This window comes from Jeotgalibacillus alimentarius (assembly GCF_000829445.1).
Lineage (GTDB): Bacteria > Bacillota > Bacilli > Bacillales > Jeotgalibacillaceae > Jeotgalibacillus > Jeotgalibacillus alimentarius.
On record NZ_JXRQ01000030.1, the window covers coordinates 28,779 to 55,218 of the forward strand.

The window sequence follows — 26,440 nt, forward strand, 5'->3', positions numbered from 1 at the left end:
AATTGAAGATTAAAGCTACACTTGACCGTATTCCTGGTGGTATGATGGTAGTTCCATTGTTGCTTGCTGCAACACTTAACACCATCGCACCTGACCTTCTCAGAATCGGAAACTTCACTCAGCAGTTATTTGTTGATGGGGCAGGTACATTGATTGCACTTTTCCTGTTATGTACAGGGGCACAAATTAACCTTAGAAACGTTGGTGTCAGCCTGGGTAAAGGCGCAACACTTTTGACAGTAAAATGGGCTGTTGGGGCAGTTGTCGGTTTAATCGCGTATATGTTCGCAGGTGATAACGGGCTATGGCTTGGCCTTGCCCCGATCGCAGTCATCGCAGCAATGACGAACAGTAATGGTGGCCTTTATGTTGCACTGGTTGGACAATACGGAGACAAAACTGACCGTGCAGCTTACTCACTTCTGGCATTGAATGACGGACCTTTCCTTACTATGGTTGCGCTATCGATTTTTGGTGCAATGGGATTTGTAGACGGACTGTTCTCGTTTACATCATTCATTTCTGTACTTCTTCCTATTGTCGTAGGTATGGTTTTAGGTAACCTTGACGAAGACATGCGGGATTTCCTGAATAAAGGAAGCTCAATGTTAATTCCATTCTTCGCATTTGCACTTGGTATGGGTATTAACTTTGGCGCAATTCTTGAAGGCGGACTTGCCGGGATCGTACTTGGACTGCTGACAGTATTTGTTACAGGAACAGCAGGCTACTTCGTATTTAAAGCACTAAAATGGAACCCCATCGTTGGCGCAGCAGAAGGTTCAACTGCAGGTAATGCGGTGGCTACACCAGCAGCGATCGCAGCGGCAAGTGCAGGATTTGCAGCGAATGTTGATATTGCAACAGTACAGGTTGCAGCTTCAACTGTGACAACTGCTATACTTCTTCCTTTGTACGTTGCATTTCTGGTGAAGAGGCTGGAGAAAAAAGGCGTACGATTGCCGGAAGACTATTTAACAAAGGAATCAAAGACACAAGCATCTTAGATTAAATGAGGGATTTAGATGGAAAAACTGATCGGAATTATTGCAGATGATTTAACCGGGGCAAATGACAGCGGTGTGCAGCTGACTGAAAAAGGCATTTCAACCTCTGTACTGTTTGATCTTACTGATCAGGCTCAGACACTCGATTCCGGAATTGTCATAGACACAAATGCAAGAGCGCTTCTTCAGCAGGAGGCGTATGAAAAAACGACGGAAGCTGCACGCTTTTTGAAAGAAGCCGGATACCAAACAATATATAAAAAAATGGATTCTACCCTGAGAGGGCACATTGGTACCGAGCTAAAAGCCGTGAAGGATGTCTTTCAACCGGAATTTTTATTCATTACACCTGCTTTTCCTGCTCTGCATCGCACAACATTAGATGGTATACATTATATAAAAGGTCAGCCATTATCAGAAACCGAGATATCAAAAGACCCTAAGCACCCTGTAACTGAATCCTCTATTCCTTTACTGATCGAACAGGAAATTGGAGTAGCTGCCGGACTGCTTAGAAAAGCTGAATTGACAACTGAAGAAGCATTTATAGAAAAAGTTCAGACGTTCAAACAGCAGGGAATCGATTATCTCGTGTGCGATGCAGAAACTGAAGAAGATTTGAAGCTGTTCTCAGCCTGGATGAACCGTTTTTCATCCAATGTGATATGGGCAGGATCAGCGGGGCTCGCGGAAGTTCTCCCTGATATCCTTGCATTCCATCATGCTCCTTCTTTAAGAAAAATAGAGCCTGCTGAACAGATCGTAACTGTCTGCGGCAGTCTGTCTGAAGTAACTCAACAGCAGGTCCTATATGCTGCCGGACGCAGTGATGTAGAAGGAATTGAAGTTGATACACTTGAGATTTTTTCTTCCAATTGGAAACAGAGAGAAGCAGACTATCTCAAGAAGTGTGAAGAGGCACTAAGCCGGCAAAAACATATTGCGATTTTTGTTCCATCTAATCCACAAATCCGAGCAGATGTGAAAACACGGGGTCAGGAGCTCGGTTTATCAAGCTATGAGATTGGCGAACGGATTTCAACAGCTCTTGGTACGATGGTCCAGACGCTATATCATTCCTGTCAACACCTGAACAGCTTTGTACTGACAGGTGGAGATACTGCAAAAGAAACAGCAAAACTGCTGGGCGGTAACGGAATCAGACTGATTAAACAGATAGAAGCCGGTATCCCGGCAGGAGAATTGATTGGTACTGAAAAACCCGTTACAGTGGTAACCAAAGCCGGGGCTTTTGGAGATGAACATTCTATCTACCGCGCAATGTGCCAATTGAAAGGAGCGGCTATTTATGAGCAATAAACCAATTATCGGCATTACGATGGGTGACGGGGCCGGAGTAGGACCGGAAGTCATTGTAAAAAGCCTGCAGCATAAGCATTTATATGAAGAAGCCTATCCAATCGTGATTGGCGATGCTTCACGTCTTGAAAAAGCTGCTGAAGCAATTGGCATCAGCACCACCGTTAAGAGGATCAGCGAGCAGGATTCATTGACCAATACACAGTACGGGGACATTCACTGCCTTGACTTAGACCTGTTATCTGCTGACCTTCCATTTGGTGAGGTGTCAGCTGAAGCAGGAAACGCAGCATTTCAATATTTAAAAAAAGCAATTGAACTTGCAAATGAGGGGTTAATCGATGCAATTTGCACAGCTCCTCTCAATAAAGAGGCACTCCATAAAGGCGGCCATCAGTACCCGGGACATACTGAAATCCTGGCAGATCTGACTGGCACGACAGACTTTTCAATGATGCTGTCTTCACCAAAACTGAAGGTGATTCATGTTACGACGCACGTTGGATTAATTGACGCCATTAATATGATTAAGCCTGAACGTGTACTGAAAGTGATTGAGCTTGCTCATGAGACACTATCAAAGTCAGGAATACAATCACCAAAGATCGGTGTATGCGGCATTAACCCGCACGCTGGGGAAAACGGTCTATTCGGTTATGGAGAGGAAGAAGAAAAAATTATTCCCGCTGTAAATGAAGCCACAGCAAAAGGAATTGATGTAGAAGGTCCCCTCCCTGCTGACACACTGTTCTTCCGTGCCCAGCGCGGTGACTTCGATATCGTGGTCGCGATGTATCACGATCAGGGACATGGACCAATTAAAGTACTTGGCCTTGAATCAGGCGTCAACATTACAGTAGGACTGCCCATTATACGGACAAGCGTGGATCACGGTACGGCTTTTGATATTGCAGGCAAAGGGATTGCAGATGAAGGCAGTATGATCGAAGCGCTTCGTCAGGCAATTGAGCTGGCTCCGGAAAAATAGATGAAAAAAGACAGATCAGGCTGCTGGAGGGCACTGAAAAAGTCTCTAAAAGGGACCGGTTCATTTACGCTCCAGGCGTAGGCTTTCCGGACGGCGGTCGCTGAGCCTCCTCACCTTCGGTTGCGGGGTCTCAGCTATCCCGCTAATCGTCCCGGAGTCCACGCCTTCCGCTACAATAAACCTACGTTTTCAATAACACTCTTATAACCAAAAGGAAGATGACGCTTAAGAAAACAGAGCGTCATCTTTCTTTTTTGTTTATAATAATCGTAACGAATTGAAAGTGGGTGAATACATGATTTCGAGACAACAGTCCTTAAACTTAAGTCCATATTCTGCACTTTAGGCTGCTGATCTGTCTTTTTTCATTAGTCGGGTGCCACAACTTCCACCTTCATCCGGTCAGGATCCTCAAAAAACACTGCATAATGATTCTCTCCGCCTGCAAAAGGGTGACGGTCTTCATATAAAATTGATATGCCTTTAGCTTTCAGCTGATCTGTCAGCTGATCCACGTGCTTTCGGGAATCTGCATGAAAGGACAAGTGGTTAAGACCTGTGCGCTTACGATGATAAGGAACGTCCATGTACGCATCTTCAGTCTGAACAAATACAAGGTACGTCTCACTATACTTCCAGCTCCGCCCGTTCTCCCATTCCTGGAACAATTCGTACCCAAGTTCCTCAAGCAGCCAGCCCCAGAACTCAGTGGATTTTTTTAAGTTTGATACATATAGCTCAACATGATGAAGCATAATGTCACCCCTAATATTTTTGTTGCATTTACAACAAAAAGTGATAAATTAAGTTTATGAGATTATATTGCATTTACAATAAAAAGAAAAGGAGACAGTAATGAAAGATATTCTTCGGGAAATTGGAATGATAGCGAGAGCACTGGATTCAATTAGTAATATTGAGTTCAAAGCGCATGATCTAACGAAGGGTCAATACTTATATCTTGTACGCATTTGTGAACATCCCGGCATCATTCAGGAAAAACTGGCTGAAATGATTAAGGTTGATAGAACCACTGCTGCACGTGCAGTCGAAAAACTTGAGAAGCATGGTTTTATTATAAAAAAAGCTGATCCTGATAATAAAAAAATCAGACGAATCTTCCCTGCTAATAAGGGTTTGGAAATCTATCCTTTCATTATGAGGGAACACAAATACTCGAATCAGATTGCATTAGAGGGATTCTCTGATCAGGAAACTGAGGTGCTTGCTGAAGCGCTTGAAAAAGTAAGAAAAAACATCGAAAAAGACTGGGAATCAGTTAAAAAAGGACATAAACGCATGTACTGACTGCTTAGGAGTGAAAAGAAATGGACGTACAAATTAGAACCTGCAACCTTGATGATCTATCAGTTTTACAAGAGATCAGCTATGAAACATTCAACGATACTTTCAAAGATCAAAACAGTCCTGAAAATATGAAGGCATATCTGGAGAAGGCTTTCACTTCGAAACAGCTTGAATCCGAGTTACAGCAGCCCCTGTCTACCTTCTTTTTTATCCTTGCAGATGATCAGCCGGCAGGCTATTTGAAGGTGAATATTGAAGAGGCACAATCTGAAAACATGGGTCCTGCATCGCTTGAAATTGAAAGAATCTATGTCCGCAAAGCGTTTCAGAAGAATGGGTTTGGAACATGTCTACTCGATCAGGCGATCCAGACAGCAATCGATCATCAAAAAAACAGCATATGGCTTGGTGTGTGGGAAAAGAATGAAGGTGCCATTGCTTTTTACAAACGGATGGGATTTGAGGAAACTGGAGTCCATTCATTCTATATGGGGGATGAAGAACAGTTTGACCTGATTATGAAGAAGCAAATTGATTAGCTTCTAATCCGTAAAGGTGTAAGGCCACCAGCAGGCCTTACACCTTTATTTATGATCTATTCTTTTATGCGCTGTCATACGTTCCCTCTGCGCTCTCAGCTCTCTGCTGATCTTCATTTCCTCTCTCATTCCCTCGGTCCGCAAGTCATAAAAATGATCGACTGTTTTCTCAAATCCAATCGCAATTTCCTCAATCGACTCCTGAATGGTTTCATTTTTAATCGATAACCCATCCTTTTTAGCCTGAAGAACCTGTCTCATTAAAATTGTTTCTGAATACAGCAGATTCGCCAGCAGCTCTGCCCCATCTCTTGATCCCGAAATCTTCTGCACCTTTGCTACAATGCGCGCAGCCCTGATCATTGTCAGATAATGCGACTCAATCGGCTGATTCTGCTTTTGCGCTTTCTTAATCTTTTTTTCGTTTATATGTGAAAGTAATAATCCATGAAATTCATATAACGTATTGATGAAATAGTTACGGAATCTTCTTTGTTTGAAATAGGAGATAAGACTTTTCATATTGTGGCTCCTTTACTGAAGAAATCATTATGTATATTATAACAGGAAACCACTGGGAGTTAGTGTTGTATTAGCTATGCTAAAATGAATATATGAAATTAAAGCTCAGGAGTTGTCGTGATGAAAAAGAAAGTAAAAGTCGTTGCTGCTGTTATTGAAAATGAACATAACGAGATTTTATGCGCTTTGCGCGCTCATGATATGCTGATCCCGAACATGTGGGAATTCCCCGGTGGAAAGGTCGAAGAAGGAGAAAACCTTCAGGAAGCACTGGAGAGGGAAATTACTGAAGAACTTGAATGTGAGATCAAAGCTTGTGAGGTCATTAACAGAAATACACATGAATACGATACATTTATCATTGAACTGATCTCTCTTAAAGCAGAACTGATTAAAGGCACACCAGTCGCAACAGAACACGCCAAGTTAATCTGGATGCCGCGTGAAAACCTTGAATCACTCGTGTGGGCGCCGGCGGATATTCCGGCTGTTAGGGATGTGATGAACCAGGTGAATATATAAAAGCAAAGGGCCGGCGCTCTTTGCTTTTTTATATACAAACCATTCATTGACATTTAACAGTACAGAATGTAATATATAAATTGCATATGCAAACTATATCTTACATCACGTGGGTGAAAATGTGAAAAACAATGTGAAAATAACGAGAATGAATGCTTCAATTACACAGGAGCAATTGGCCAGGCGCACAGGCGTTACGCGGCAGACGATTGGTCTGATTGAAAAAGGGGAGTATAATCCGAGTCTTCAATTATGTGTAGCGATCGCAAAAGAGCTGAATAAAACGCTTGATGAATTATTTTGGGAGGTTGAATGAGATGAAAACGTGGATAGGATTCTTATTACCTGATGATGAATATAAGGAGAAAAAAATACTGATCTTCCTTGCTGAGGGGGCTGTACTTCTCTTTTTGTCTTTAGTAGTGATGACCCTCATCAGCAGATTCATGACACTGGACGCTGAGACTGTACTTCTTATCTCGATGGGCACTTTTGTATTGTATGTTGGAATCAGATACATCACTTCGGGTATTGAGTACACAGATGTGGCTACAGAAAATGCATACAAAAAGGAACGAAAAATCATTCTGTTCAGAACGTTTACTTTTGCTTTCATTTTTCTCATATCGTATATATTTATTGTTGAGATCCCGGCAACAATCGCTGAGTGGTTCGAGATCACCGGATTACTGACAACAGCCGTGTTATTCATGTTCGTTTCAAGCTATGTCTCATTAAAACGCTCATATCACAAGAATAAAGAGCTGATATGACAAGAAGAGATTGCCGACGTCTCATCACGGAGACCGGCAATTTTTTTGTTTGAATTCTACTGTTTCAGCTGACAGGTAAGGAGTGGAATGGACTTTCAAAAAAGCTCCTTCATCATAAAACCGCTTCTCAAAAAAAATTTTAATCAGAATGGTATTTTAGAACCTCCTGGGGTATAGTTAAAACATAGGCATTATGACTTATTAAGAGGTGCATTTAATTGATTATTAAAGAATTAATATCTAACCTTGGCATCCTGATTACATCAATATTTTTATATACACAACTCACTCGTAAATCAGCAGTAAATTTACAGTCTTCATTGAAACGAAAGCTTGCAGCCGGAGCGTTAGCAGGTTTACTTAGTAATGTACTGATGCAATATAGTATGAGTTTTGGATCTACAATTATCGACCTGCGCCATATACCAATTCTACTTGTAGCTTATTATGGCGGGCCAATTCCGGCTTTTACAGCTATGCTTCTTGTTATTGGAGGAAGATTTCTAATCGGCTTTAATATCTCCTCTATTTTTGCGCTTCTGCTGATTGTATCGATTACTTTATCAGTTCTGCTCATTTTCAGAAGCACATGGAAGAGACGCACTAAGATTTTTTGGGCACTGACTGTTTCTAATATTATTTTTACGGTTATCATCACCTTTCTGTTAAATGATTTACGCTCGCTGCCAGCATTGATTTCTGTCTATTGGTCAATCTCCTATGCGGCAGGATTTGCTGCTTTCTCAACAGTCGATTATCTCCGAAAGAATCAAGCGTTGATGGAGCGATTTAAAGCAGAAGCTACAACGGATGGGCTGACTGGTCTTCACAACGTCCGCAAATTTGATCAGGTGTTTAATGATCTCTGTCTGAAAGCTGAAACTAAACAAGAGAGGATGGCTCTCCTATTCATAGATATTGATCATTTTAAGCAGGTAAACGATACGTATGGTCACAATGAGGGAGACCTTGTTCTATCAGAGTTAAGTCAAGTGTTAAAAAGAACAGTCCGATCCTTTGATATTGTCAGCCGGAATGGTGGGGAAGAATTCACAGTCATTTTACCTGATTGTTCTTTATCTAAAGCAAAAAATATTAGTGAACGTATCAGGCAGGAGGTTGAGAAAAACACCTTTATCCTGTCATCAAATGAGAAAATCAATGTGACGGTCTCAGTCGGCCTTGCCTCTTATAGAGAAACAACTTCAGAACCAAAGAAGCTATTACAAGACGCTGATCAGGCATTGTATAAGGCAAAGCGGACCGGCCGCAATAAAGTCTGTACAGCAGATTCATTGTTACGTGCTGAGTCTGTTATTCATCGCCATATCAGCAAATAAAAAACTTCCGGTAAATGCCGGAAGTTTTTTTGCCCCATACCCACCCTCACGATATGAAAATCAGTACCTGGTCGTTAATTGTTATCAGTCATTTGTCATCATGTAATGTGTTCTGGGCATTCATTGTCAGCCGGGTGAAAACCCAATAGAGCAGCCCCTCGCCCTACTAATTAAAGTGAGTTCCAATGTTCCTCATTGGATAAGGTTCGGTACTCGCTTTTTCAATCGCTACCTGCTAATCGTTATTCTGCCAGGTCAGTCAGCCAGTTCAGCTCCTGAATTCTCGTATCGATTTTCCGATAATCCTGAGACAGATCGTCCACCCGCTTTTGTGTTTCTTTTACGTTGATTGTGGAAATTGACTTGATCTCTGAACGTGAATAGCGGTCATGACGCACAGCTGCCTGAGTGGCAAGTTCACTGAAAATGCGCCTTTCCTGACCAATTAATTCGCGTTCGGTCAGCGCATCTGCAAGCGTACGCTTTTCGTCAAATGATGTCTTCAGGTTAGTCCTGTTAATCTTCTGAATCAATGTTTTCAGCTGCTTTAGGATCTGTTCAAGCTCAATCATCAGCTCTTTTGGATCCTCATTCGGCTCTTCCCCTTCCTGCACTCTGACATTCTGAGCAAGACGGTGTCTTAATTGCTCAACCCGCTTCTGATAATCCGCACGCATGATCAATGCTTCAGCTAACTTCATCCAAACCTCTCCTTCAGCGCTTGTTATATATTTCCTTATTTTAGCATTAGATGGAGGGGAAGGACAGGAGAAAGATTTTTTGGGTACGGAGTTGGTACTACGAGGTCAGACCTCGTAGTGCCAACTCCGTACCCGATTTTCAAGTACTACATCTCCTCAGGCGCTTCCACGCCAAGCAAATGCAACCCCTCCTTCAACACAATCTGAACCGCGTGCACAAGCGAAAGCTTTTCCTGTCTCTCTTCAGCAGCATCCAGGATCCGCACATTTCCATAGAATTGGTTGAATACTTTTGCCAGTTCAAGTACGTATTTCGCTGTTTGCGACGGGTCATTCCCTTCGAATGAACGCTTGACCGCTTCAGGAAATTCCATCAGGCACTTGATTACAGACCAGGCCGTCTCACCTGAAAACGCCAATCCATTAGCTTTCTCCTGGTAGGCACCTTTTCTCAAAATAGAAGACGCACGCGCATGCGTGTATTGTACATACGGACCGGTCTCCCCTTCAAATTTCAGCATCGTATCCAGTGAAAATTCCACATCATTCAGGCGATGATTTTTTAAATCATGGAAAATGACTGCACCAGTACCTACCTGATGTGCGACCTGCTCCTGATCAGCAAGTGAAGGGTTTTTATCTGCAATATTCTGCCGCGCCAGACTGACTGCTTCTTTCAGCACCTCTTCAAGCAGCACGACCTTCCCTTTTCGCGTAGACATTTTCTTACCGTCTTTTAACATCATGCCAAATGGAACGTGTGACAGTTCTAGACTCCAGTCATAACCCATCTTCTGAAGCACATGAAACAGCTGCTTAAAATGAAGCGTCTGCTCATTCCCCACTACATACAATGACCGCTCAGATCCATACGTTTCATGACGATAGATCGCCGCTGCAAGATCCCGCGTCGCATATAGTGTCGTCCCGTCCTTCTTTTTAATCAGACAGGGCGGCATGCCTTCTGCAGTCTCAACCACGAGTGCCCCATCAGACTCCTCTAAAAGTTCTTTCTCTTCAAGTAGCTGCACAACGCGATCCATTTTGTCATTATAAAACGCTTCACCCTGCACCGAATCAAACGTGACCCCGAGCAGCTGATAAATGCTGTTAAATTCCTTCAGCGACTCATCTCTGAACCACTTCCAAAGGGCGAGCGCTTCCTGATCTCCGTCTTCAAGCCGCTTAAACCACAGGCGTCCCTCATCAATCAGAGTGGAATCATGCTCCGCTTCATCATGAAACTGAACATAGAGCTTTAACAGCTCTTTAATCGGATTTTTACGAATCTGCTCTTCATTCCCCCAAAGCTTATAGGCCGCAATCAGCTTTCCAAACTGCGTCCCCCAGTCCCCTAAATGGTTAATCCGCACAACTTCAAAACCATTCTTTTCAGCAATCCGCGCAAGCGAATGGCCAATCACCGTAGAGCGCAAGTGTCCCATTGAAAAGGGCTTTGCGATATTGGGCGATGAAAAATCAATCGTGATGACAGCTCCTTCGCCCTGATTCACTGCGCCATAGTGACTTTTCTTCTTGAGCACTTCTTCAACAACAAAAGATGATACCTGACTCTTATCTAAAAAGACATTTACATAACCACCAGCTGCCTCAATTTTAGTAAATGCGTCCGGCAACACAACCTGCTCCGACAGCTCAAGTGCAATCTGATGAGGCGCCTTGCGAAAAACCTTCGCAAGCTCAAAGCACGGAAACGCAAAATCACCCATTTCCTGATATTTCGGTTTTTCAATCAGCTGAATGATCTTATCCTGCTTCAGCTGGTCCTTTAATTGTTTGTATAAAGCTTCTGCAAATAACAATTGATAATCCACTGCAATTCCTCCTCCATATAAAAAACGCCCGTCTCTTCTCCACACAGGAAAAGAGACGGGCGTATCATTCGTCCGCGGTACCACTCTAATTGTTTGTACAACCACTCAAATTGATAACGGGGTTCTCCCCGGCAGCACCTACTCCAGTTTCAGTGCTGCATCTTCAAAGTGCGCTTCACTTCCTGCTTCACAACCGGGCTCCCACCACCCCCGGCTCGCTTCACATCCACAGACAGCTACTCTCTTTGTCATTGACGTTAGCTTTTTTCCTATTATAGAGATTGTTTTGGAAAATACAATCCTTTTTTTGGGGAAGGCGATGGCAAATCATAATTTGAAAATCTATTTTTATTAGGTAAAAAATAAAATTTTAATACGCTATAAAATTAATTCTATTAAATTATTTTTTTGAAATAATTCGAAATTCGTTGACAACGCTTTCATATTTTTGTAATATGCTAGAAGACAAGTTAATAATTGCACGTACAGAATCCAGAGACGAGTGTTGCATACCACCTTTCTAGAAGGTGTGTATTGTGATGCTTGTTTTTTATGCGTCTTAGCTTGAATAATTATACTTAGGAGGTACAATATGAAAAATATATTTAAGCCCGCACCACCGGTTGAGCGTCTTCCTGAAGAAAAGGTAGATGCAGAATATAAACGTCTGAGATTTCAGGTATTTATGGGAATTTTTATTGGATATGCGGCTTACTACCTGATCCGTAAAAACTTTTCCATTGCGATGCCTTATCTACAGGAAGAAGGTTTTACCAAAGGTGAATTAGGGCTTGCATTATCAGCAATCTCTATCGCCTATGGTATCAGTAAATTTGTTATGGGAACCGTGTCCGATAGGAGTAACGCCAGGTATTTTCTTGTAACAGGACTTGTTTTATCTGCATTGATCAGTTTATCAATGGGCCTTGTTCCATTCTTTACTTCATCCGTAACAATTATGTTTGTGTTGCTATTTTTAAACGGTTGGGTACAGGGAATGGGCTGGCCTCCGTCTGGAAGAACCCTTGTACACTGGTTCAGTGTCAGTGAACGTGGCGGAAAAACTGCAATATGGAATGTAGCCCATAATGTAGGTGGTGGCTTAATGGCACCACTTGCAATTGGTGGTGTAGCATTTGTTAGCACTTATTTCGGTGGAACATTTTCGGGGTATGAAGGCGTCTTTATTCTCCCTGCAATTGTTGCGCTAATTGTAGCAATATTTACATTTATTTTGATGCGTGATACACCTCAATCTGTAGGCCTTCCGCCAATCGAGGAGCATCGGGATGACTATCCGAACAAATCACGTAAAACACTTGAAACTGAGCTTACAACTAAGGAAATTCTATTTAAATACGTGTTAAATAATAAATGGGTATGGATGATTGCATTCGCAAATATCTTTGTTTATTTCGTCCGATATGGTGTGCTTGACTGGGCGCCTACTTATCTGACAGAAGAAAAAGATTTTGATATGACTTCTTCAAGTATTGCATATTTTCTTTATGAGTGGGCAGGCATTCCAGGAACTCTTCTTTGCGGTTACTTGTCTGACAAACTCTTTAAAGGACGTCGTGGACCAGCCGGTGTGGTCTTCATGATTGGTGTACTAGTTGCGGTCATTGTGTATTGGTTGAACCCTGCCGGCAATCCAATGATCGACAACCTTGCATTAATTGCCATCGGATTCCTAATTTACGGACCAGTTATGCTTATTGGGCTTCAGGCACTTGATTATGTACCTAAAAAAGCTGCCGGAACAGCAGCAGGACTGACAGGACTATTTGGTTACCTGGGTGGTGCTGTAACTGCTAATGCCTTAATGGGCTTTGTCGTTGAAGGTGCCGGATGGGATGCAGGATTTATCATGCTAATCTTTTCATGTATAATGGCGATTATTCTCTTCTCATTCACATGGAATGTGAGAGGTCAGGAAGTCGTAAAAAGTCATTAGATAATATATTAATCTGGAAAAGCCCGGGATTTCTCCGGGCTTTTATTCTTTCCTTTCTTTTTGGAGACAGAGTTCACACTACGAAGTCTGACATCGTAGTGCCAACTCTGTCCCCAAATCTTAAAAAAATTACCAATCTTATTCTTAAAGCTTTTTTAGATTTTGTTATAAAATAGCAGTAACTTTCAGAATCAGGAGCTGATATTAAATGAATATCCAATTAATCAGAAATGCCACACTCATTGTTCATTATGCAGGCAAAAAGTTTCTTGTAGACCCGTTTTTAGCTAAAAAGGGGGCCTACCCGCCTTTTCAGAATTCAGCGAGACAGGATCAGAACAATCCGCTGGTAGATCTGCCGGTATCAATCGATGAGATCATTCAGGACATTGACGCTGTAATCTTAACGCATCTTCACCTCGACCATTATGACGACGCGGCAAAAGAAGTGCTGCCAAATGGGATGAAGATTTTTGTACAAAATGCAGAAGATGATGAAAAAGTAAGAAACGACGGCTTTGAAAATGTAGAGGTACTTACGGAACAGGCGGAGTTTGAAGGCGTTCAACTGATCAAAACAGAGGGACAGCACGGCAAAGGTGAAATCCTGAAAATGCTTGGACACGTGTGCGGGGTTGTATTTAAACACGAGAGTGAAAAATCACTTTATATTGCCGGGGATACAGTCTGGTACGAAGGAATTGAAAAAGAAATCCGCACGCATCAGCCGGAAGTCATGGTGCTGAACGCCGGGGATAACCAGTTCCTTGAAGGTGGATCACTTGTGATGGGGAAAGATGACGTGTTTGAAACATTGAAAGCTGCTCCAAACGCAGCGATCGTAGCGGTTCATATGGAAGCAGTGAACCACTGGGCCCTACCACGGAAAGAATTGAAAGTTTTTGCTGAGGAGAAGGAGTTTGCCGGCAGATTGACTGTGCCGGATGACGGGGAAGCACTGTCTTTTTGAGTTCTGCTTTCCGGAGGTTTGGGGACGGAGTTAATACTACGACGTCATCGCAGTGCCAACTCCGTCCCCGGTTTCGCCTCTCACACTCCCTGCATAACCGATACGCTATTCTTCAAAATAGTCCCGTATTTCTTCAGGAGGCTCTTCAATATTTAAGATATAAAGCTGATCAGTTCCCGGCGAAGATTCTACCAGATAAGTTCTATCGTGAAATTCAACGAGTGTAAACTGCTCAATTCCAAGCGCCTGGCGATCCGCACGCATCATATGCTCTACCGCTTCAGGATCGAAGTTTTCCTCATACCCTTCAAGCATCAGTGCTTCAACCTCTTCCATATCATCTGCAAAAGCTATTTCCTGATAGAGAGTAAGACTGTTATCGGGTTTTTGCATCATGTCTTTTATTTGCAAGGCACCAAGTATAAGAACTGCGAGCGCCAGGATGGCAATAATCATTTGAGACCTGTTCAATTTAACTATTTTCAACAGATCCCCCCTTTCTAAAAGCTGAACTCAACTCACTCCACACATCAAACAAATTGCCATCCGGGTCTGAAAACACAAAGTTTCTCCCGGCATGTCCTCTATTTTCAATCACACCAGTCTTTACACCCAATGAATGTAATGTATGATGGAACGATTTTAAAGACTCGATCCCATCCACTTCAAAAGTAAGCGAGAAGCGTTCAGCACCCTTTTGATCGAAAAAGTTGGCCTTTTCATTCTCAGATGCTTTTACGAGAAAAAAGCTTTGACCAGCCAGATCTATAATTGCTTTGTCCTGGTCTTCATAGTTAACCTCTGCCCCAAGCTTTTCTTTATACCAGGCTGCAGATACCCGCGGATCTGATACAGGAATATACGTCGTGCCAACTCTGATTAATTGATTTTCCATTCCAGCTTCCCCCTATACCGACACTTCACTCATAAGTGCATGTGTATTTCCTTCCGTGTCTTTAAAAAAGGTCATCCAGGTTTCTGTCTGATTCATTTTCGCTACCACATGCGGCTGATCCAGAAAGGAAACGCCCTTATCCTCAAGCTTTTGATAGGCTTCTTCGATATCCTCCACGCTAAAATAAATCACTGAGCCCGGATGATCAAATGACTCATTTTCCGGCAGTGTCAGCATCAGCCGAAGACCGTTTTGTTCAAAAAATGCCATATTTTCTGTTTCAAATAACAGCTGAAGACCCAAAGTTTCTCCATAAAATGCTGTCGCCCGCTTCACATCTTTCACCGGTATACCAATCTGTCTAACCTGCTGAATCACCATTGATTTCTCCCTTCCAATTCCCATATAAATTTGTATGATAGCAGCCTTTAAGCTACACTCAACTTATATAATACCTTACAAAAAACGGAAAGAACAGGAGGGTTTAGACATGTTATTTGATCCACCAAAGTGTATAAATTGCGGAAAAGAAATCGAAGACGGTGAGCAGGTATACGCAAAGCTGCGCTATCCAAAAAGAAAAGGTTTTACAGAGATCAAAGCTTATTTGCGAAACGAGGCTTCATTTTTATGTGAAAGCTGTTTTGAAAAGAAAGACTGATCGATTTGGGGACGGAGTTCATTTCATCCAAGGATACACAACCTCCCCGCTTTCCTCAATCACAGGAACAGCCCCCCATTTACCAAGCTCATGATCTACTAATTCAGGTTCACCTTTAGAACCAGGGACTATATGACGAACCTGCCACCCATTCGCCTGAAGAAAATTACTGATGATCAGCCTGTGACATCTTGCGGGGTGGTGTTCGGAGCACATATAAGCGACCTGGTGACGTTCGCCAAGCTTCAACAGCTCCCCAGCACCAATTTTAAATTCTTTCGTCAGCGTATAATCTGCATAGTTGTGAAAAGAACGGTTCTTCCAGCCTGCATTCAAGGTCTCGCCAACCTCCCCCGAAACCTTTTTTCTGCCTCCAAGCTCAGGAAAGTGACGGTAGCCAACCCCTGCCCCTTTCAGCCATTTCTCAAGATTCTCTTTTTTAAATTGAGGACTTCTTTTACTCCCAGGAAAAGCACGCACATCTGCAATGAAATCAATATTTGCAGCCTGCAGCATATGTAAGAATTCTTTTTCAGTATGATTGTAGTGTCCGATTGTGTGAAAGATCATGGTACTGCCTCCTTTTTATATGCCTTTACCCGATTTCAGGTCCGCGCATTCTCCGGGGACGAAGTTCACACTGCGAGATCATCGCAGTGCCAACTCCGCCCCCAAAAAGGAGATCCCCCTTACATCCAATTCCTGTACAAAAAACAGAGATATACTCCCCTCCATCCTTTTGTTATAATTTACTGAATATTAATTCACACATAAAAGGAGATGCTTTCGTGGTATGAGAAAGCTTTTAATATTGATGGTTTCAGCTGTTGGACTATTTCTGTTCTACTTTACTTTTCAGGCTGCTGCAGCTGTTTTTTATACAGACTGGGATTTGCCTGATGCGGGTGAGCAGGATGAAAATGTGCCGCGCGTTGTGCTGATTACAAATGAGACTGATCATCCTTTCTGGCGGGATGTGACGGCCGGCGCTGAGAAAAAAGCCGGTGAACTGAACGTGGATCTGGATGTGAGCGGAATTTATGGCAGCAATACAGAGGATTTTCTGAGGAAGATTGAAATCGCCATCTACTCAAAGGTTGATGGGATTATCGTGCAGGGACTTGATAATGAAAAATTTAAAGAGCTGACAAAATTGAAAGCGGCTTCATATGGAATTCCGGTGCTGACGGTTGCCCATGATGTCCCGAAAGAAGAGAGCCTGCGTAAAACGTATATCGGGTCAGATCAGTTTGAAGCCGGTGAATTGCTTGCGCGGGAATTGCTTAAAGACATGGGCACAACTGGTGAAGTGGTTCTGATGATGGATAGTGAACCTGAGTATTTTCAACGGAAAAGGTTTGAGGGCGTGGAGCACGTTCTGGCTGGTTATCCTGATATTGAGATGATTGAAGCCAAGATTGGTGACCGTGAGCAGGGTTTATCGACTGTGAATGATCTGCTGAATCACTTTCCGCAGGCAACATCATTTCTGGCAGTTAATGCCTCATTCACTGAGGAGCTGGTCAAAGAAATTGAGACCAGAAGAAAAGTAGAGCCTTACTATATATACACGTTTGATGAGGAACGTGGAGCGTATGCGCTGCTTGAGAGCGGGAAGATTGATGGGGTTGTTCAGCAGTCTCCTGAAGATATGGGGCAATTAAGCGTTGAACTGATGTCAGACTGGCTTCAAAAAGACAGCCAGCCGCTCGATATTGAAGGGTATTTTACTGAGGTCAGTATTATAAAGGATTTGAGTAGCCAATGAAGCATTTACAAAAGAAAATATGGCTGCTGGCAATTGTTGTGCTGATCATTATGGTGATTATCTGGATTTCCCTTACCTACTATAATCAGAAAATGCAGGATCAGTATAATCAGATTCTTGAACGCTATCTGGTGATGAATGAACTGAATATGATCAGTCAGGAAACGGTCACCTCACTGAATGCCTATCTGCTCGACCCGTCTGATGCCAATTACCGTACCATTGAGCGGAGGAAAAACCGCATGCGTCAGTTATACGAGGAGGTTACTGCCTTCAGAAATACGGATAATGAGTCAGAGCTGACGAATTATACGAATCTCACAGTGAGTCTTGTGGAAATGACAGAGCGCTCCGTGAACTTTCAGATCTCAGGAGAAATCGAAACAGCAAAATCTGCTTTGAATGAAGCCATTCATATTGCCGATTATGTATCTGAAATGAGACTTTCCGTGATTGATAAAGAACTGCGGACGTATGATATCTTCTATCGGGAAATGATTGACCGGTCGGAGAAGCTGACGGAGCTTGGTGTATGGCTGTTAATCACAATTATTCTAATGCTGCTGTTTTTTACTTACTGGTTCTCTCTAAGGATTACAAAACCGCTTGAAAAGCTGACGGAATCAGCGAAGCGGCTGTCAAAGGGTCAGTTTGATAGAGAGATTGAAGCAGATTCAAAGGATGAGACTGCCATTTTAGCAGGAACGTTTGAACAGATGCGGATTAACATTAATAATCTTTTTATTGAGACGAAACAAAAAGCAAGGCTTGAAGCTGAACTCCAGAAAAGTAAGTATTTACTGAAGGAAAGTCAGCTGCTCAGTCTGCAAAGCCAGATCAATCCACATTTTTTGTTTAATACGCTGAACACATTATCTAAAAAAGCTTATATTGAAGGGTCAGAGGAAACGAGTGATCTGTTAGTCAGCATTGCGGATCTGATGCGCTACAACCTGAGACATATGGATAAGCCGACTGCCCTGCATGAAGAGCTTCATGTGCTGAAGCAGTATATTCAGATTCAAAAAGCAAGATATACTGACCGCCTGACCTTTATCACTGAGATCGATGAAACGTGTCTCGATATACAGATCCCGGGCATGACCCTTCAGCCGATTGTAGAAAATGCGATTATACATGCTGTTGAGCCGAGTGAAGACGGGGGCACGATCCTGTTCCGGGTCAGACATGCACTAAACCATGTGGTGATAGAAGTTGAAGATGATGGACCCGGCATGACAGAGGAAAAAATAGAGATGCTGAAGGATGCACGCGCAGTCACAAGTGAAAAAGGAAACGGTATCGGTTTTAAAAACGTGGTGCAGCGCCTGAAGCTTTTTAACGCAAGTGATGACGTTGTAGATATTGTGAGCCAGCCTGGGCAAGGCACGAAGATATCACTGTATATCTTAAAAGAAAGGAGTGGACAGACATATGATCAAAGTTCTCATAGTGGATGATGAGCAGATGGAACGTGACGGGCTTGAGATGATTTTAAACAGGCATTTTGAGCTTGAGATCAGCCAGGCGCGTAATGGCAGGGTTGCGATTGATATGTGTGAGCAGTTGAAGCCTGATCTCATTTTTATGGATATCCAGATGCCCGGCATGTCAGGCCTTGAAGCGATTGAGCAGCTGCACCGGGCCTATCCTGGTACAACATTCATTCTGGTGACTGCTTTTGCTAAGTTTGAATACGCTCAGCAGGCAATGAAGCTCGGCGTGCACGACTATATCGTAAAACCGAGCAAGGTAAGTGAAATTGTGAAGATTGTTGAAGCAGCATTGGATAAAATCCGTGCTGAGAAAAAATCTTCAGAAGAAAGTAAGCGCTATCAGAGTACGATTGAAAAAGCGATGGCTGTTTTTGAAACAGATGTCGTGACACAGCTGCTGTTCGATCATGTTCATGAAGTTCACCTGAATCAGCTTGTTGACCTCCTCCATATTCCGATTACACAGGATAAATTTGTGATGAATCTGCTGATTCCTGAAGAAGCAAAAGGCGCTTATTCCGCCGTAAAAGAAGTAGTCAGAAGTACCGGCAGCGGCTGGACAGGTGCAATGAATGGCAGACAGGTGCCGATTATTGTTTTCCGTAACAGCGGGGAGTCATTCCGGCATCAGGCTATTACGATGGCAAAACGTATTCTCTCACTCAGAAAACCGGATCATGATGCGTGGTTTATCGGGATTGGGGATGTCTACGGGGAGATCGAGCGGATCAAACAGTCTTATCAGGAATCACTCATTGCCACCAGAAACTATCATCAGCCTGTTAAATATCAGTTTTATTCAGATATGCCGGCACTGACGCTTGATTTCTACTCCCAGTCTTATAAAGCGTATGAGCAGAAATTTGATGGGCTTCTGCGTCAGGAGCAGTGGCAGCTTTTAACAGAAGAAGTAAATGAAAGTATTGATCAGTATGAACGGGAAAACAGAGATATCATGCAAACGCAAAAGCAGGTAGCTGAAATTCTCTGGCTGATCTCCTCCATTCTGTCTGATATGGGGGTTGAAGTGGACATGCCTGTCTATGCTGTCCAGGTCAACGGTTACAAGCAGCTGAGAGCTGAAACCAGCTATATGATTGACCGGATGAAGTACGCTCATCAGGCACACAGCCAGAATACTGACGGCGATATGATCGAGCAGATCAAGCATTACATTATTGAACACGCCCATGAAGATCTGTCACTTGAGATCATCAGTAAAGAAGCCGGCTTAAGTCCGATCTATGTCAGTAAATTGTTCAAAGAAAAGCTCGGCATCAACTATATCAGCTTTCTGACTGAGTGCCGGCTTGAAAAAGCAAAAAAATTAATGAGAGATTCTGAAAAGAGTATGAAGGAGATTGCGATTGAAATCGGCTATCATGATCCGAATTACTTCAGCAAGGTGTTCAAAAAAGCCTATCGCCTCTCTCCTACGGCCTACCGGAGTAAAACAGTCACGTGATCACTTATCAGAAAAGGACTGTATGCACATGAATAAACGATTCGTACTGTTATCGGGGTGGGTGATGACGATCCTGTTGATCGCCTGTACACCTGATGAACAGATCAAAGACGTCACGCTGCCCCCTGAAGCTGAATCAAAGAGCCTCGAGGAGATTAAAATCGGTTTCTCCATGGATACACTTCAGGAAGACCGCTGGTTCAAGGATCGCGATCTTTTTGTAGAAGCTGCAGAAAAAGCCGGGGTTGAAGTAGAGGTCACTGTCGCAAATGGAGATGACGTCAAGCAGGTCTGGCAGACAGAAAAGATGATCAGTGAAGGGATTGATGTGCTGGTCGTTGTTCCCCATAATGCAGAATCGATGGCTGCGATTGTGGAAAGAGCCCATGATGCAGGGATCAAAGTATTATCGTATGACCGGCTTGTGAGAAACGCGGAAGTGGACTTATATCTATCCTATGACAATGAAGAGGTCGGTATCCTGCAGGCAAGGGCGATGACAGAGCTTGTACCAAAAGGGAATTACGTCTACCTGGGCGGTGCGGATACTGATTACAATGCCCACTTGATGAAGCAGGGCGTCTTTAAGGTACTGAAGCCATACATTGATAAAGGGGATGTCACTGTCGTATTCAATCAATGGACGAAAGACTGGGTCCCTGAAGTGGCGCAAGCAAATATGGAAACGGCCCTTGAAGTGAATCATCAGCAAATTGATGCAGTCATTGCCGGTAACGATGCGACTGCAGGAGCTGCAATCGAAGCACTTGCTGCATATGACCTTGCCGGCAGCGTCCCTGTCGCCGGTCAGGATGCAGACCTGGCAGGCGTGCAGCGCATCGTCCAGGGAACACAGAACCTGACGATGTATAAAAGCATTGACGACTTGTCCGAACGCGCTGTGGAACTCGCAATCAAGCTCGCATTGAACGAGGAGATCCAGGAAGACCGGACAATCAATAACGGAAAAATTAACGTCCCTTCCATCCTTCTTCCCCCGGTGCCAGTTGACCGGACAAATATCAAAGAAACAGTCATTGCAGACGGATTTCACCAGGAAAAAGATATTTATCAATAAGTCAGATCAAAAAAACTGCGGCCTGAATGGGCTGCAGTTTTTTTGCATACATTTATCTCAATATTAAAAAAATACAGCACAATGATAATTTACTACTAGAAGAAAGCGTTTTCAGTCTATTTTTCGATGCTATATTTACCATGTAATCAACAAACATTTTGAAAGGGGTCTTACAACAATGGGGAAAAAATCAAAAGCATTTGGTTTACTTTCAGCTGCAGTCTTAACATTCGGTCTTGCAGGATGTGGAAGTGATGGGGGTTCAGGAGACGGAAGCGGCCTGGATGTAGGAATCGTATTACCAACAAAGGATGAGCCGAGATGGGTTCAGGATGAAACAAGATTCCAGGATGCACTGTCAGACTCTGATTATACAACTGAAATTTTATTCAGCCAGGGATCTTCAGCAAAAGAAAAAGAAAACGTTGAAACATTGATCAGTAAAGGAATGGATGTCCTCATTATCGCTCCACATGATGGTACAGCTGCAGGTTCTGCTGTTGAAGCCGCTCGGGACGAAGGCATCACAGTTATCTCATATGACCGTCTGATTACAGACACAGAAGCTGTAGACTACTATGTCACTTTTGACAGCGTGGCTGTTGGTGAAGCACAGGGACAGTATTTAATTGATCAGGCTGAAGGTTCAGGCATTCCACTTTACCTTTATGCCGGCGCTGCATCAGATAACAACGCATTCCTATTCTTTGAAGGCGCATGGAAAGTGCTGCAGCCGAAAATTGCAGACGGTACATTCGTAATCGCTAACTCAGGTGAAGCTGAAGCTTTAAAAGATAAAGCAGAATTAAGCCGTGACGAGCTTGGAAGCATTCTTGGCCAGGTAACAACAAACTGGGATCCAAGTGAAGCTAAAAACAAAGCAGAAACGCACCTGACATCAGCAGGCGCTGATATGAAAGGTGACGTATCAATTCTTGCACCAAATGACGGTACTGCCCGTTCAATCGCAGACGTATTCGCTTCTGACGGCGCCATTACAGATTATACGATTACAGGACAGGACGCTGAAAAAGCATCGATCCAGTATATCATTGACGGCAAACAGTCTATGACAGTATTCAAAGACGTACGTACACTTGTTGAAGATGCAATGGGTATGGCAGTAGACGTACTTGACGGCAATACGCCGGAAACAACAGCTACTTACGATAACAACAGCATTGAAGTAGATGCAAAACAAACAGACGTGATCGTGGTTGACCAGGAAAATGTTCAGCAGGAACTAATCGACTCAGGCTACTATGAAGCAAGTGAGTTTGAAGGATTAGAATAACGTAACCATCAGAGTAATCGTGCCGGCTTACCTCCCCTGTCACGATTACTCTATGTTTTACATGAAGCCAGGTGCTTAGGAGGCATGAAAATGAGCGAACCAATTCTGGAAATGAGAGGCATATCCAAAGAATTTACCGGTGTAAAAGCCCTCTCAAACGTTAACTTTAAAGTTGATCAAGGGGAAATTCACTGTCTGGTAGGTGAAAACGGCGCCGGAAAATCCACACTGATGAAAGTACTGAGCGGCGTATATCCACACGGTGAATACTCAGGCGATATCTATTTTGATGGTCAGGTCCAGCAATTTAACAAAATCAGCGACAGCGTTGACCGCGGGATCGTGATTATCTACCAGGAACTCGCCCTGTTCCCTGACCTCTCTATCTACGAAAACATTTTTATCGGTAATGAACTGCAGCGAAAAGGCGTGCTCGACTGGAATGAAGCAGTTGTCCGCTCTAAAGAATTACTGAACAAAGTAAACCTTCATATTAATCCCGAAACATTAATTAAAGAAATTGGCGTGGGAAAACAGCAGCTTGTTGAAATCGCAAAAGCGCTGAGTAAGAAAGTAAAACTGCTGATCCTCGATGAACCGACAGCAGCTCTTAATGATAAAGATAGTGAAAACTTACTGAATTTATTAAGAGAATTGAAAAAACAGGGAATTACTTCAATTATGATTTCTCATAAACTGAATGAAGTAATCTCAATTGCAGATAAAGCGACCGTCCTCCGGGATGGACAGACAATTTGTACGCTTAATGCAGCAAAAGGTGAAGTAACAGAGGCTGCGATTATTAAAAACATGGTCGGCCGTGAAATTGAAGACATTTATCCGAAAAGAAATCACCAGGTTTCTCCTGACAGACTGCTTGAACTCAAGAACTGGACTGCCTATGATCCGAAACTCGGAAGAAATATTGCAGAGGATGTAAATATCCATGTCAATTACGGAGAAATCGTCGGGATTGCCGGCCTGATGGGTGCCGGAAGAACAGAGCTTGCGTTAAGTATTTTCGGAAATTCAAAGAAATATAAAATCTCCGGGGACCTTTTAGTAGACGGTAACCAGATCCAGTTTAAGCATACAAGTGATGCCATAAAGTCCGGCATCGCCTATGTAACCGAAGACCGCAAAGGAGACGGGCTGTTCTTACTTCAGGATATTAAAAACAATATATCGATCTCGAATCTAAAGAACCTGTCAGACTATGGAGTTGTTAATGATAACGAAGAAATTAAAACAGCAGAAGAATACAGAAAATCGCTTGGGATTAAAACACCGTCCATTGAACAAAAGGTCGGGAACCTGAGCGGTGGGAACCAGCAGAAGGTATCCATCGGAAAATGGCTGTTTGTCGGACCGAAGCTGCTGATTCTTGATGAACCGACCAGAGGAATTGATGTTGGCGCCAAGCTTGAGATCTATACAGTGATGAACAAGCTGATCGAAAGCGGCATGAGCATTATTATGATTTCTTCTGAACTTGGGGAAGTGCTCGGTATGAGTGACCGTGTGTATGTCATGGCTAAAGGTGAAATTAAAGGTGAACTGTCTTCAGAAGAAGCAACTCAGGAAAAAATCATGGGACTCGCCACGCTATAGGAGTGAAAAACGATGAATCTATTTAAAGAAGCAAAAGGATTATTAAAGCATAATATCCGTGATTACGGTATGTATATTGCGCTGCTTGTCATTATGCTGATCTTTACCATTTTAACAGACGGCTTATTTATGTCTTCAAGAAATATCAGCAACCTGATTGACTCCTCCGGCTATATCGCCGTACTCGCGGTCGGTGTCATGCTTGTCATTGTCATCAGACATATCGACTTATCAATCGGATTTCTTGCAGGATTTCTTGGTGCAATCGCCGCGATTTTGTTAGTTCAATATGATTTGCCAGTGTTTCTGGTAATTCCAATTATCCTGGTGCTCGGTATGTTTGCAGGTTCAATCACAGGCTTCCTGGTCGCAAAAGTAGGGATTCCTGCTTTCGTGGCAACACTGGCCGGCTGGCTGATTTATCGCGGAGCATTATTGCAGGCAACTGAAAAATCCGGAACGATTAACGTAGATAATGACACGTTCAATGCGATCGGAAACGGCTATATCCCTTCAATTGCAGAAGTTGGCGGGCTCCACCTGCTATCGCTTTTAATCGGAGCAGTCTTTATTCTTTACTATATCTACTCTACGGTTAAAAACCGCAATAACAAGATCAGATATAATTTTGATGTTGTCTCTAAACCGCTTTTCATCATTCAGCTTGTCCTTGTCTCTGCACTGATCGGTTACATCACGTGGATCCTTGCAGGCTACAACGGCTTTTCATGGACGATGATCATTATTCTTATCGTACTGATTGTCTATCACTTCATCACGACAAAAACAGTACTTGGCCGTCATATCTATGCGGTCGGAAGCAACCCTGAAGCTGCCCACCTGTCAGGGATTAACGTGAGTAAAATCACATTTATCGTATTCGGTTCAATGGGTATGCTGTCTGCACTCTCAGGGATTCTCTTCACCTCAAGACTGCAATCAGCCACCACCACAGCCGGAACCTTATTCGAGCTTGATGCCATCGCAGCAGCCTTTGTTGGCGGCGTATCAGCAGCAGGCGGTGTCGGTAAGGTAACTGGTGCTGTTATCGGAGCGGTTGTTATGGCCACCCTTGTAAACGGTATGAACCTGCTCGGCGTCGGCATCGCATCACAATATATGATCCGCGGAGGCGTACTTGCCCTTGCAGTTATTTTTGATGTGATGACGAGGAAACAGAGAGCTTAATTTTAAATCCACCTTAAAAAGGGTGGATTTTTTGTTGGGGACGGAGTTGGCACTTCGAGGTCTGACCTCGAAGTGCCAACTCCGTCCCCAGTTTCTGTTTGACATCTCCTGCTAAACACTGTAAATTACTAAATGTACGAACAATAATTAATATAAACTATTAAAATATTCGCTTTTAGGAGTGTTTCATATGGATAATGTATTTGATTACGAGGATATTCAATTAATTCCCGCAAAATGTGTGGTTAATAGCCGTTCTGAATGTGATACATCCGTGCAGTTTGGCAAGCATACGTTCAAGCTGCCGGTTGTACCTGCAAATATGCAGACAATTATTGATGAGAAAATCGCTGTGCATTTAGCTGAAAACGGTTACTTCTATATCATGCACCGCTTCGAGCCGGAAGCACGTATTGCATTTATCAAAGACATGCAGGCAAAGAACCTGATTGCTTCAATCAGTGTAGGTGTGAAGGAAGATGAATACGGATTTATTGAAGAACTGGCTGCTGCTAATCTGGTGCCGGACTATATCACAATCGATATTGCGCACGGTCATTCGAATGCCGTCATCGACATGATCCAGCATATTAAAAAGCACCTGCCGGAGAGCTTTGTAATTGCCGGAAATGTCGGGACACCTGAGGCAGTCAGAGAGCTTGAAAATGCCGGTGCTGACGCTACAAAAGTAGGCATCGGGCCTGGTAAAGTATGTATCACGAAAATTAAAACAGGCTTCGGCACAGGCGGCTGGCAGCTCGCAGCACTTCGCTGGTGTGCAAAAGCGGCAACTAAACCAATCATCGCTGACGGCGGCATCCGAACGCATGGCGATATCGCCAAATCAGTCCGCTTCGGCGCATCGATGGTTATGATCGGATCGCTGTTTGCAGGTCATGAGGAATCACCGGGCGAAACAACAGAAGTTGATGGAAAGCGTGTGAAGGAGTACTTCGGATCAGCCTCAGAATTCCAAAAAGGGGAAAAGAAAAACGTCGAAGGTAAGAAAATGTTCGTTGAGCATAAGGGCTCGCTTCAGGACACGCTGACTGAAATGGAACAGGATCTGCAGTCATCGATTTCATACGCAGGCGGCAAAACGCTTGAGTCGATTAAGCATGTGGATTATGTTGTGGTGAAGAATTCGATTTTTAATGGGGATAAGGTTTACTGAGTTTGGGTTGTTCGTGGTTTGTGGGTGA

The 26,440-nt window shown here is 43.3% G+C and carries 28 protein-coding genes and 1 other annotated feature; of the genes, 20 read left to right on the plus strand and 8 right to left on the minus strand.

Annotated elements, in window-relative coordinates; translation table 11 throughout:
* The first annotated feature begins 2 nt into the window (after positions 1 to 2).
* From KP77_RS16580 to pdxA, 3 genes are read left to right on the plus strand one after another with little or no spacing between them, the layout of a single operon-like run.
* Complete coding sequence (locus KP77_RS16580) at positions 3 to 1,007, plus strand: 2-keto-3-deoxygluconate permease (RefSeq protein ID WP_041123872.1); 1,005 nt, start codon at positions 3 to 5, stop codon at positions 1,005 to 1,007.
* A gap of 18 nt (positions 1,008 to 1,025) precedes the next feature.
* Entirely contained in the window at positions 1,026 to 2,327 is a 1,302-nt protein-coding gene (locus KP77_RS16585) for a four-carbon acid sugar kinase family protein (protein WP_041123873.1), read from the plus strand.
* Positions 2,317 to 3,315, plus strand: coding sequence for a 4-hydroxythreonine-4-phosphate dehydrogenase PdxA (pdxA, locus tag KP77_RS16590; RefSeq protein ID WP_041123874.1), 999 nt, complete (start codon positions 2,317 to 2,319; stop codon positions 3,313 to 3,315). Before KP77_RS16585 ends, pdxA begins: the two co-directional genes overlap by 11 nt.
* Positions 3,316 to 3,683: 368 nt before the next feature.
* Here the strand turns inward: pdxA and KP77_RS16595 are convergent, their stop codons facing one another.
* Positions 3,684 to 4,070, minus strand: a complete 387-nt coding sequence (locus KP77_RS16595) for a VOC family protein (RefSeq protein WP_041123875.1) — start codon at positions 4,068 to 4,070, stop codon at positions 3,684 to 3,686.
* Between the two features lie 100 nt (positions 4,071 to 4,170).
* Between KP77_RS16595 and KP77_RS16600 the strand changes: the two genes are divergently transcribed.
* On the plus strand, positions 4,171 to 4,623 hold the full coding sequence (locus tag KP77_RS16600; RefSeq protein WP_041123876.1) for a MarR family winged helix-turn-helix transcriptional regulator: 453 nt from the start codon (positions 4,171 to 4,173) through the stop codon (positions 4,621 to 4,623).
* Positions 4,624 to 4,643: 20 nt separating this feature from the next.
* A complete protein-coding gene (locus KP77_RS16605) occupies positions 4,644 to 5,162 on the plus strand; it encodes a GNAT family N-acetyltransferase (RefSeq protein ID WP_041123877.1) in 519 nt (172 codons plus the stop codon).
* A gap of 45 nt (positions 5,163 to 5,207) precedes the next feature.
* Here the strand turns inward: KP77_RS16605 and KP77_RS16610 are convergent, their stop codons facing one another.
* On the minus strand, positions 5,208 to 5,684 hold the full coding sequence (locus tag KP77_RS16610; RefSeq protein WP_041123878.1) for a hypothetical protein: 477 nt from the start codon (positions 5,682 to 5,684) through the stop codon (positions 5,208 to 5,210).
* A 120-nt stretch (positions 5,685 to 5,804) separates the two neighbouring features.
* Between KP77_RS16610 and KP77_RS16615 the strand changes: the two genes are divergently transcribed.
* From KP77_RS16615 to KP77_RS16630, 4 genes are all read left to right on the plus strand, one after another.
* Positions 5,805 to 6,206: a (deoxy)nucleoside triphosphate pyrophosphohydrolase gene (locus KP77_RS16615; protein ID WP_041123879.1), complete on the plus strand. Its 402-nt coding sequence runs from the start codon at positions 5,805 to 5,807 to the stop codon at positions 6,204 to 6,206.
* Between the two features lie 121 nt (positions 6,207 to 6,327).
* Positions 6,328 to 6,522 (plus strand): helix-turn-helix transcriptional regulator, encoded by a 195-nt coding sequence (locus KP77_RS16620; RefSeq protein ID WP_041123880.1) that lies wholly within the window; start codon positions 6,328 to 6,330, stop codon positions 6,520 to 6,522.
* A gap of 1 nt (position 6,523) precedes the next feature.
* Positions 6,524 to 6,979, plus strand: a complete 456-nt coding sequence (locus KP77_RS16625; RefSeq protein ID WP_041123881.1) for a hypothetical protein — start codon at positions 6,524 to 6,526, stop codon at positions 6,977 to 6,979.
* 218 nt (positions 6,980 to 7,197) lie between these two features.
* Complete coding sequence (locus tag KP77_RS16630; RefSeq protein ID WP_052474385.1) at positions 7,198 to 8,319, plus strand: GGDEF domain-containing protein; 1,122 nt, start codon at positions 7,198 to 7,200, stop codon at positions 8,317 to 8,319.
* 242 nt (positions 8,320 to 8,561) lie between these two features.
* Here KP77_RS16630 and KP77_RS16635 read toward each other — a convergent pair whose 3' ends face one another.
* Positions 8,562 to 9,020, minus strand: coding sequence for a DIP1984 family protein (locus KP77_RS16635; RefSeq protein ID WP_041123882.1), 459 nt, complete (start codon positions 9,018 to 9,020; stop codon positions 8,562 to 8,564).
* 146 nt (positions 9,021 to 9,166) lie between these two features.
* Complete coding sequence (argS, locus tag KP77_RS16640; RefSeq protein ID WP_041123883.1) at positions 9,167 to 10,855, minus strand: arginine--tRNA ligase; 1,689 nt, start codon at positions 10,853 to 10,855, stop codon at positions 9,167 to 9,169.
* A 48-nt stretch (positions 10,856 to 10,903) separates the two neighbouring features.
* Positions 10,904 to 11,116, minus strand: a binding site (T-box leader).
* Positions 11,117 to 11,447: 331 nt separating this feature from the next.
* Here argS and glpT point away from each other — a divergent pair.
* Both glpT and KP77_RS16650 read left to right on the plus strand, forming a co-directional pair.
* Positions 11,448 to 12,812, plus strand: a complete 1,365-nt coding sequence (glpT, locus tag KP77_RS16645; RefSeq protein ID WP_041123884.1) for a glycerol-3-phosphate transporter — start codon at positions 11,448 to 11,450, stop codon at positions 12,810 to 12,812.
* A gap of 208 nt (positions 12,813 to 13,020) precedes the next feature.
* On the plus strand, positions 13,021 to 13,782 hold the full coding sequence (locus tag KP77_RS16650) for an MBL fold metallo-hydrolase (RefSeq protein ID WP_041123885.1): 762 nt from the start codon (positions 13,021 to 13,023) through the stop codon (positions 13,780 to 13,782).
* Positions 13,783 to 13,887: 105 nt separating this feature from the next.
* Here KP77_RS16650 and KP77_RS16655 read toward each other — a convergent pair whose 3' ends face one another.
* Genes KP77_RS16655 through KP77_RS16665 form a run of 3 tightly spaced genes read right to left on the minus strand, consistent with a single transcriptional unit; the run spans position 13,888 to position 15,058 of the window.
* Entirely contained in the window at positions 13,888 to 14,268 is a 381-nt protein-coding gene (locus KP77_RS16655) for a hypothetical protein (protein ID WP_041123886.1), read from the minus strand.
* Positions 14,255 to 14,677 (minus strand): VOC family protein, encoded by a 423-nt coding sequence (locus KP77_RS16660; protein WP_041123887.1) that lies wholly within the window; start codon positions 14,675 to 14,677, stop codon positions 14,255 to 14,257. The genes KP77_RS16655 and KP77_RS16660 overlap by 14 nt, the downstream gene beginning before the upstream one ends.
* 12 nt (positions 14,678 to 14,689) lie before the next feature.
* Positions 14,690 to 15,058 carry a VOC family protein gene (locus tag KP77_RS16665; RefSeq protein WP_084218763.1) on the minus strand — a complete coding sequence of 123 codons (369 nt, stop codon included), beginning with the start codon at positions 15,056 to 15,058 and terminating at the stop codon, positions 14,690 to 14,692.
* A 109-nt stretch (positions 15,059 to 15,167) separates the two neighbouring features.
* Here KP77_RS16665 and KP77_RS16670 point away from each other — a divergent pair, with 109 nt between their 5' ends.
* Entirely contained in the window at positions 15,168 to 15,338 is a 171-nt protein-coding gene (locus KP77_RS16670) for a hypothetical protein (RefSeq protein ID WP_041123889.1), read from the plus strand.
* Between the two features lie 18 nt (positions 15,339 to 15,356).
* Here the strand turns inward: KP77_RS16670 and KP77_RS16675 are convergent, their stop codons facing one another.
* On the minus strand, positions 15,357 to 15,908 hold the full coding sequence (locus KP77_RS16675) for a DUF488 domain-containing protein (RefSeq protein WP_041123890.1): 552 nt from the start codon (positions 15,906 to 15,908) through the stop codon (positions 15,357 to 15,359).
* 223 nt (positions 15,909 to 16,131) lie between these two features.
* Between KP77_RS16675 and KP77_RS16680 the strand changes: the two genes are divergently transcribed.
* The 8 genes from KP77_RS16680 to guaC all read left to right on the plus strand — a co-directional run bounded on the left by KP77_RS16680 (position 16,132) and on the right by guaC (position 26,412).
* Positions 16,132 to 17,106 (plus strand): substrate-binding domain-containing protein, encoded by a 975-nt coding sequence (locus KP77_RS16680; protein WP_041123891.1) that lies wholly within the window; start codon positions 16,132 to 16,134, stop codon positions 17,104 to 17,106.
* Positions 17,103 to 18,566 carry a sensor histidine kinase gene (locus KP77_RS16685; protein ID WP_041123892.1) on the plus strand — a complete coding sequence of 488 codons (1,464 nt, stop codon included), beginning with the start codon at positions 17,103 to 17,105 and terminating at the stop codon, positions 18,564 to 18,566. The genes KP77_RS16680 and KP77_RS16685 overlap by 4 nt, the downstream gene beginning before the upstream one ends.
* Positions 18,541 to 20,067 carry a response regulator gene (locus tag KP77_RS16690; RefSeq protein ID WP_041123893.1) on the plus strand — a complete coding sequence of 509 codons (1,527 nt, stop codon included), beginning with the start codon at positions 18,541 to 18,543 and terminating at the stop codon, positions 20,065 to 20,067. The genes KP77_RS16685 and KP77_RS16690 overlap by 26 nt, the downstream gene beginning before the upstream one ends.
* A 28-nt stretch (positions 20,068 to 20,095) precedes the next feature.
* Positions 20,096 to 21,145, plus strand: a complete 1,050-nt coding sequence (locus KP77_RS16695) for a sugar ABC transporter substrate-binding protein (protein ID WP_041123894.1) — start codon at positions 20,096 to 20,098, stop codon at positions 21,143 to 21,145.
* A gap of 178 nt (positions 21,146 to 21,323) precedes the next feature.
* On the plus strand, positions 21,324 to 22,439 hold the full coding sequence (locus KP77_RS16700) for a sugar ABC transporter substrate-binding protein (RefSeq protein ID WP_041123895.1): 1,116 nt from the start codon (positions 21,324 to 21,326) through the stop codon (positions 22,437 to 22,439).
* Between the two features lie 90 nt (positions 22,440 to 22,529).
* Entirely contained in the window at positions 22,530 to 24,050 is a 1,521-nt protein-coding gene (locus KP77_RS16705; protein WP_041123896.1) for a sugar ABC transporter ATP-binding protein, read from the plus strand.
* Between the two features lie 12 nt (positions 24,051 to 24,062).
* Entirely contained in the window at positions 24,063 to 25,238 is a 1,176-nt protein-coding gene (locus KP77_RS16710; protein ID WP_041123897.1) for a sugar ABC transporter permease, read from the plus strand.
* Positions 25,239 to 25,428: 190 nt separating this feature from the next.
* Entirely contained in the window at positions 25,429 to 26,412 is a 984-nt protein-coding gene (gene guaC / locus KP77_RS16715; protein WP_041123898.1) for a GMP reductase, read from the plus strand.
* The last annotated feature ends 28 nt before the right edge of the window (positions 26,413 to 26,440 follow it).

Bases quoted from the DNA above. Each gene is read 5' to 3' on its own strand.
- KP77_RS16585 (WP_041123873.1), top strand. From the start codon at position 1,026: ATGGAAAAACTGATCGGAATTATTGCAGATGATTTAACCGGGGCAAAT.
- pdxA (WP_041123874.1), top strand. From the start codon at position 2,317: ATGAGCAATAAACCAATTATCGGCATTACGATGGGTGACGGGGCCGGA.
- KP77_RS16595 (WP_041123875.1), bottom strand. From the start codon at position 4,070: ATGCTTCATCATGTTGAGCTATATGTATCAAACTTAAAAAAATCCACT.
- KP77_RS16600 (WP_041123876.1), top strand. From the start codon at position 4,171: ATGAAAGATATTCTTCGGGAAATTGGAATGATAGCGAGAGCACTGGAT.
- KP77_RS16605 (WP_041123877.1), top strand. From the start codon at position 4,644: ATGGACGTACAAATTAGAACCTGCAACCTTGATGATCTATCAGTTTTA.
- KP77_RS16610 (WP_041123878.1), bottom strand. From the start codon at position 5,684: ATGAAAAGTCTTATCTCCTATTTCAAACAAAGAAGATTCCGTAACTAT.
- KP77_RS16615 (WP_041123879.1), top strand. From the start codon at position 5,805: ATGAAAAAGAAAGTAAAAGTCGTTGCTGCTGTTATTGAAAATGAACAT.
- KP77_RS16625 (WP_041123881.1), top strand. From the start codon at position 6,524: ATGAAAACGTGGATAGGATTCTTATTACCTGATGATGAATATAAGGAG.
- KP77_RS16635 (WP_041123882.1), bottom strand. From the start codon at position 9,020: ATGAAGTTAGCTGAAGCATTGATCATGCGTGCGGATTATCAGAAGCGG.
- glpT (WP_041123884.1), top strand. From the start codon at position 11,448: ATGAAAAATATATTTAAGCCCGCACCACCGGTTGAGCGTCTTCCTGAA.
- KP77_RS16650 (WP_041123885.1), top strand. From the start codon at position 13,021: ATGAATATCCAATTAATCAGAAATGCCACACTCATTGTTCATTATGCA.
- KP77_RS16660 (WP_041123887.1), bottom strand. From the start codon at position 14,677: ATGGAAAATCAATTAATCAGAGTTGGCACGACGTATATTCCTGTATCA.
- KP77_RS16665 (WP_084218763.1), bottom strand. From the start codon at position 15,058: ATGGTGATTCAGCAGGTTAGACAGATTGGTATACCGGTGAAAGATGTG.
- KP77_RS16670 (WP_041123889.1), top strand. From the start codon at position 15,168: ATGTTATTTGATCCACCAAAGTGTATAAATTGCGGAAAAGAAATCGAA.
- KP77_RS16675 (WP_041123890.1), bottom strand. From the start codon at position 15,908: ATGATCTTTCACACAATCGGACACTACAATCATACTGAAAAAGAATTC.
- KP77_RS16680 (WP_041123891.1), top strand. From the start codon at position 16,132: ATGAGAAAGCTTTTAATATTGATGGTTTCAGCTGTTGGACTATTTCTG.
- KP77_RS16685 (WP_041123892.1), top strand. From the start codon at position 17,103: ATGAAGCATTTACAAAAGAAAATATGGCTGCTGGCAATTGTTGTGCTG.
- KP77_RS16690 (WP_041123893.1), top strand. From the start codon at position 18,541: ATGATCAAAGTTCTCATAGTGGATGATGAGCAGATGGAACGTGACGGG.
- KP77_RS16695 (WP_041123894.1), top strand. From the start codon at position 20,096: ATGAATAAACGATTCGTACTGTTATCGGGGTGGGTGATGACGATCCTG.
- KP77_RS16700 (WP_041123895.1), top strand. From the start codon at position 21,324: ATGGGGAAAAAATCAAAAGCATTTGGTTTACTTTCAGCTGCAGTCTTA.
- KP77_RS16705 (WP_041123896.1), top strand. From the start codon at position 22,530: ATGAGCGAACCAATTCTGGAAATGAGAGGCATATCCAAAGAATTTACC.
- KP77_RS16710 (WP_041123897.1), top strand. From the start codon at position 24,063: ATGAATCTATTTAAAGAAGCAAAAGGATTATTAAAGCATAATATCCGT.
- guaC (WP_041123898.1), top strand. From the start codon at position 25,429: ATGGATAATGTATTTGATTACGAGGATATTCAATTAATTCCCGCAAAA.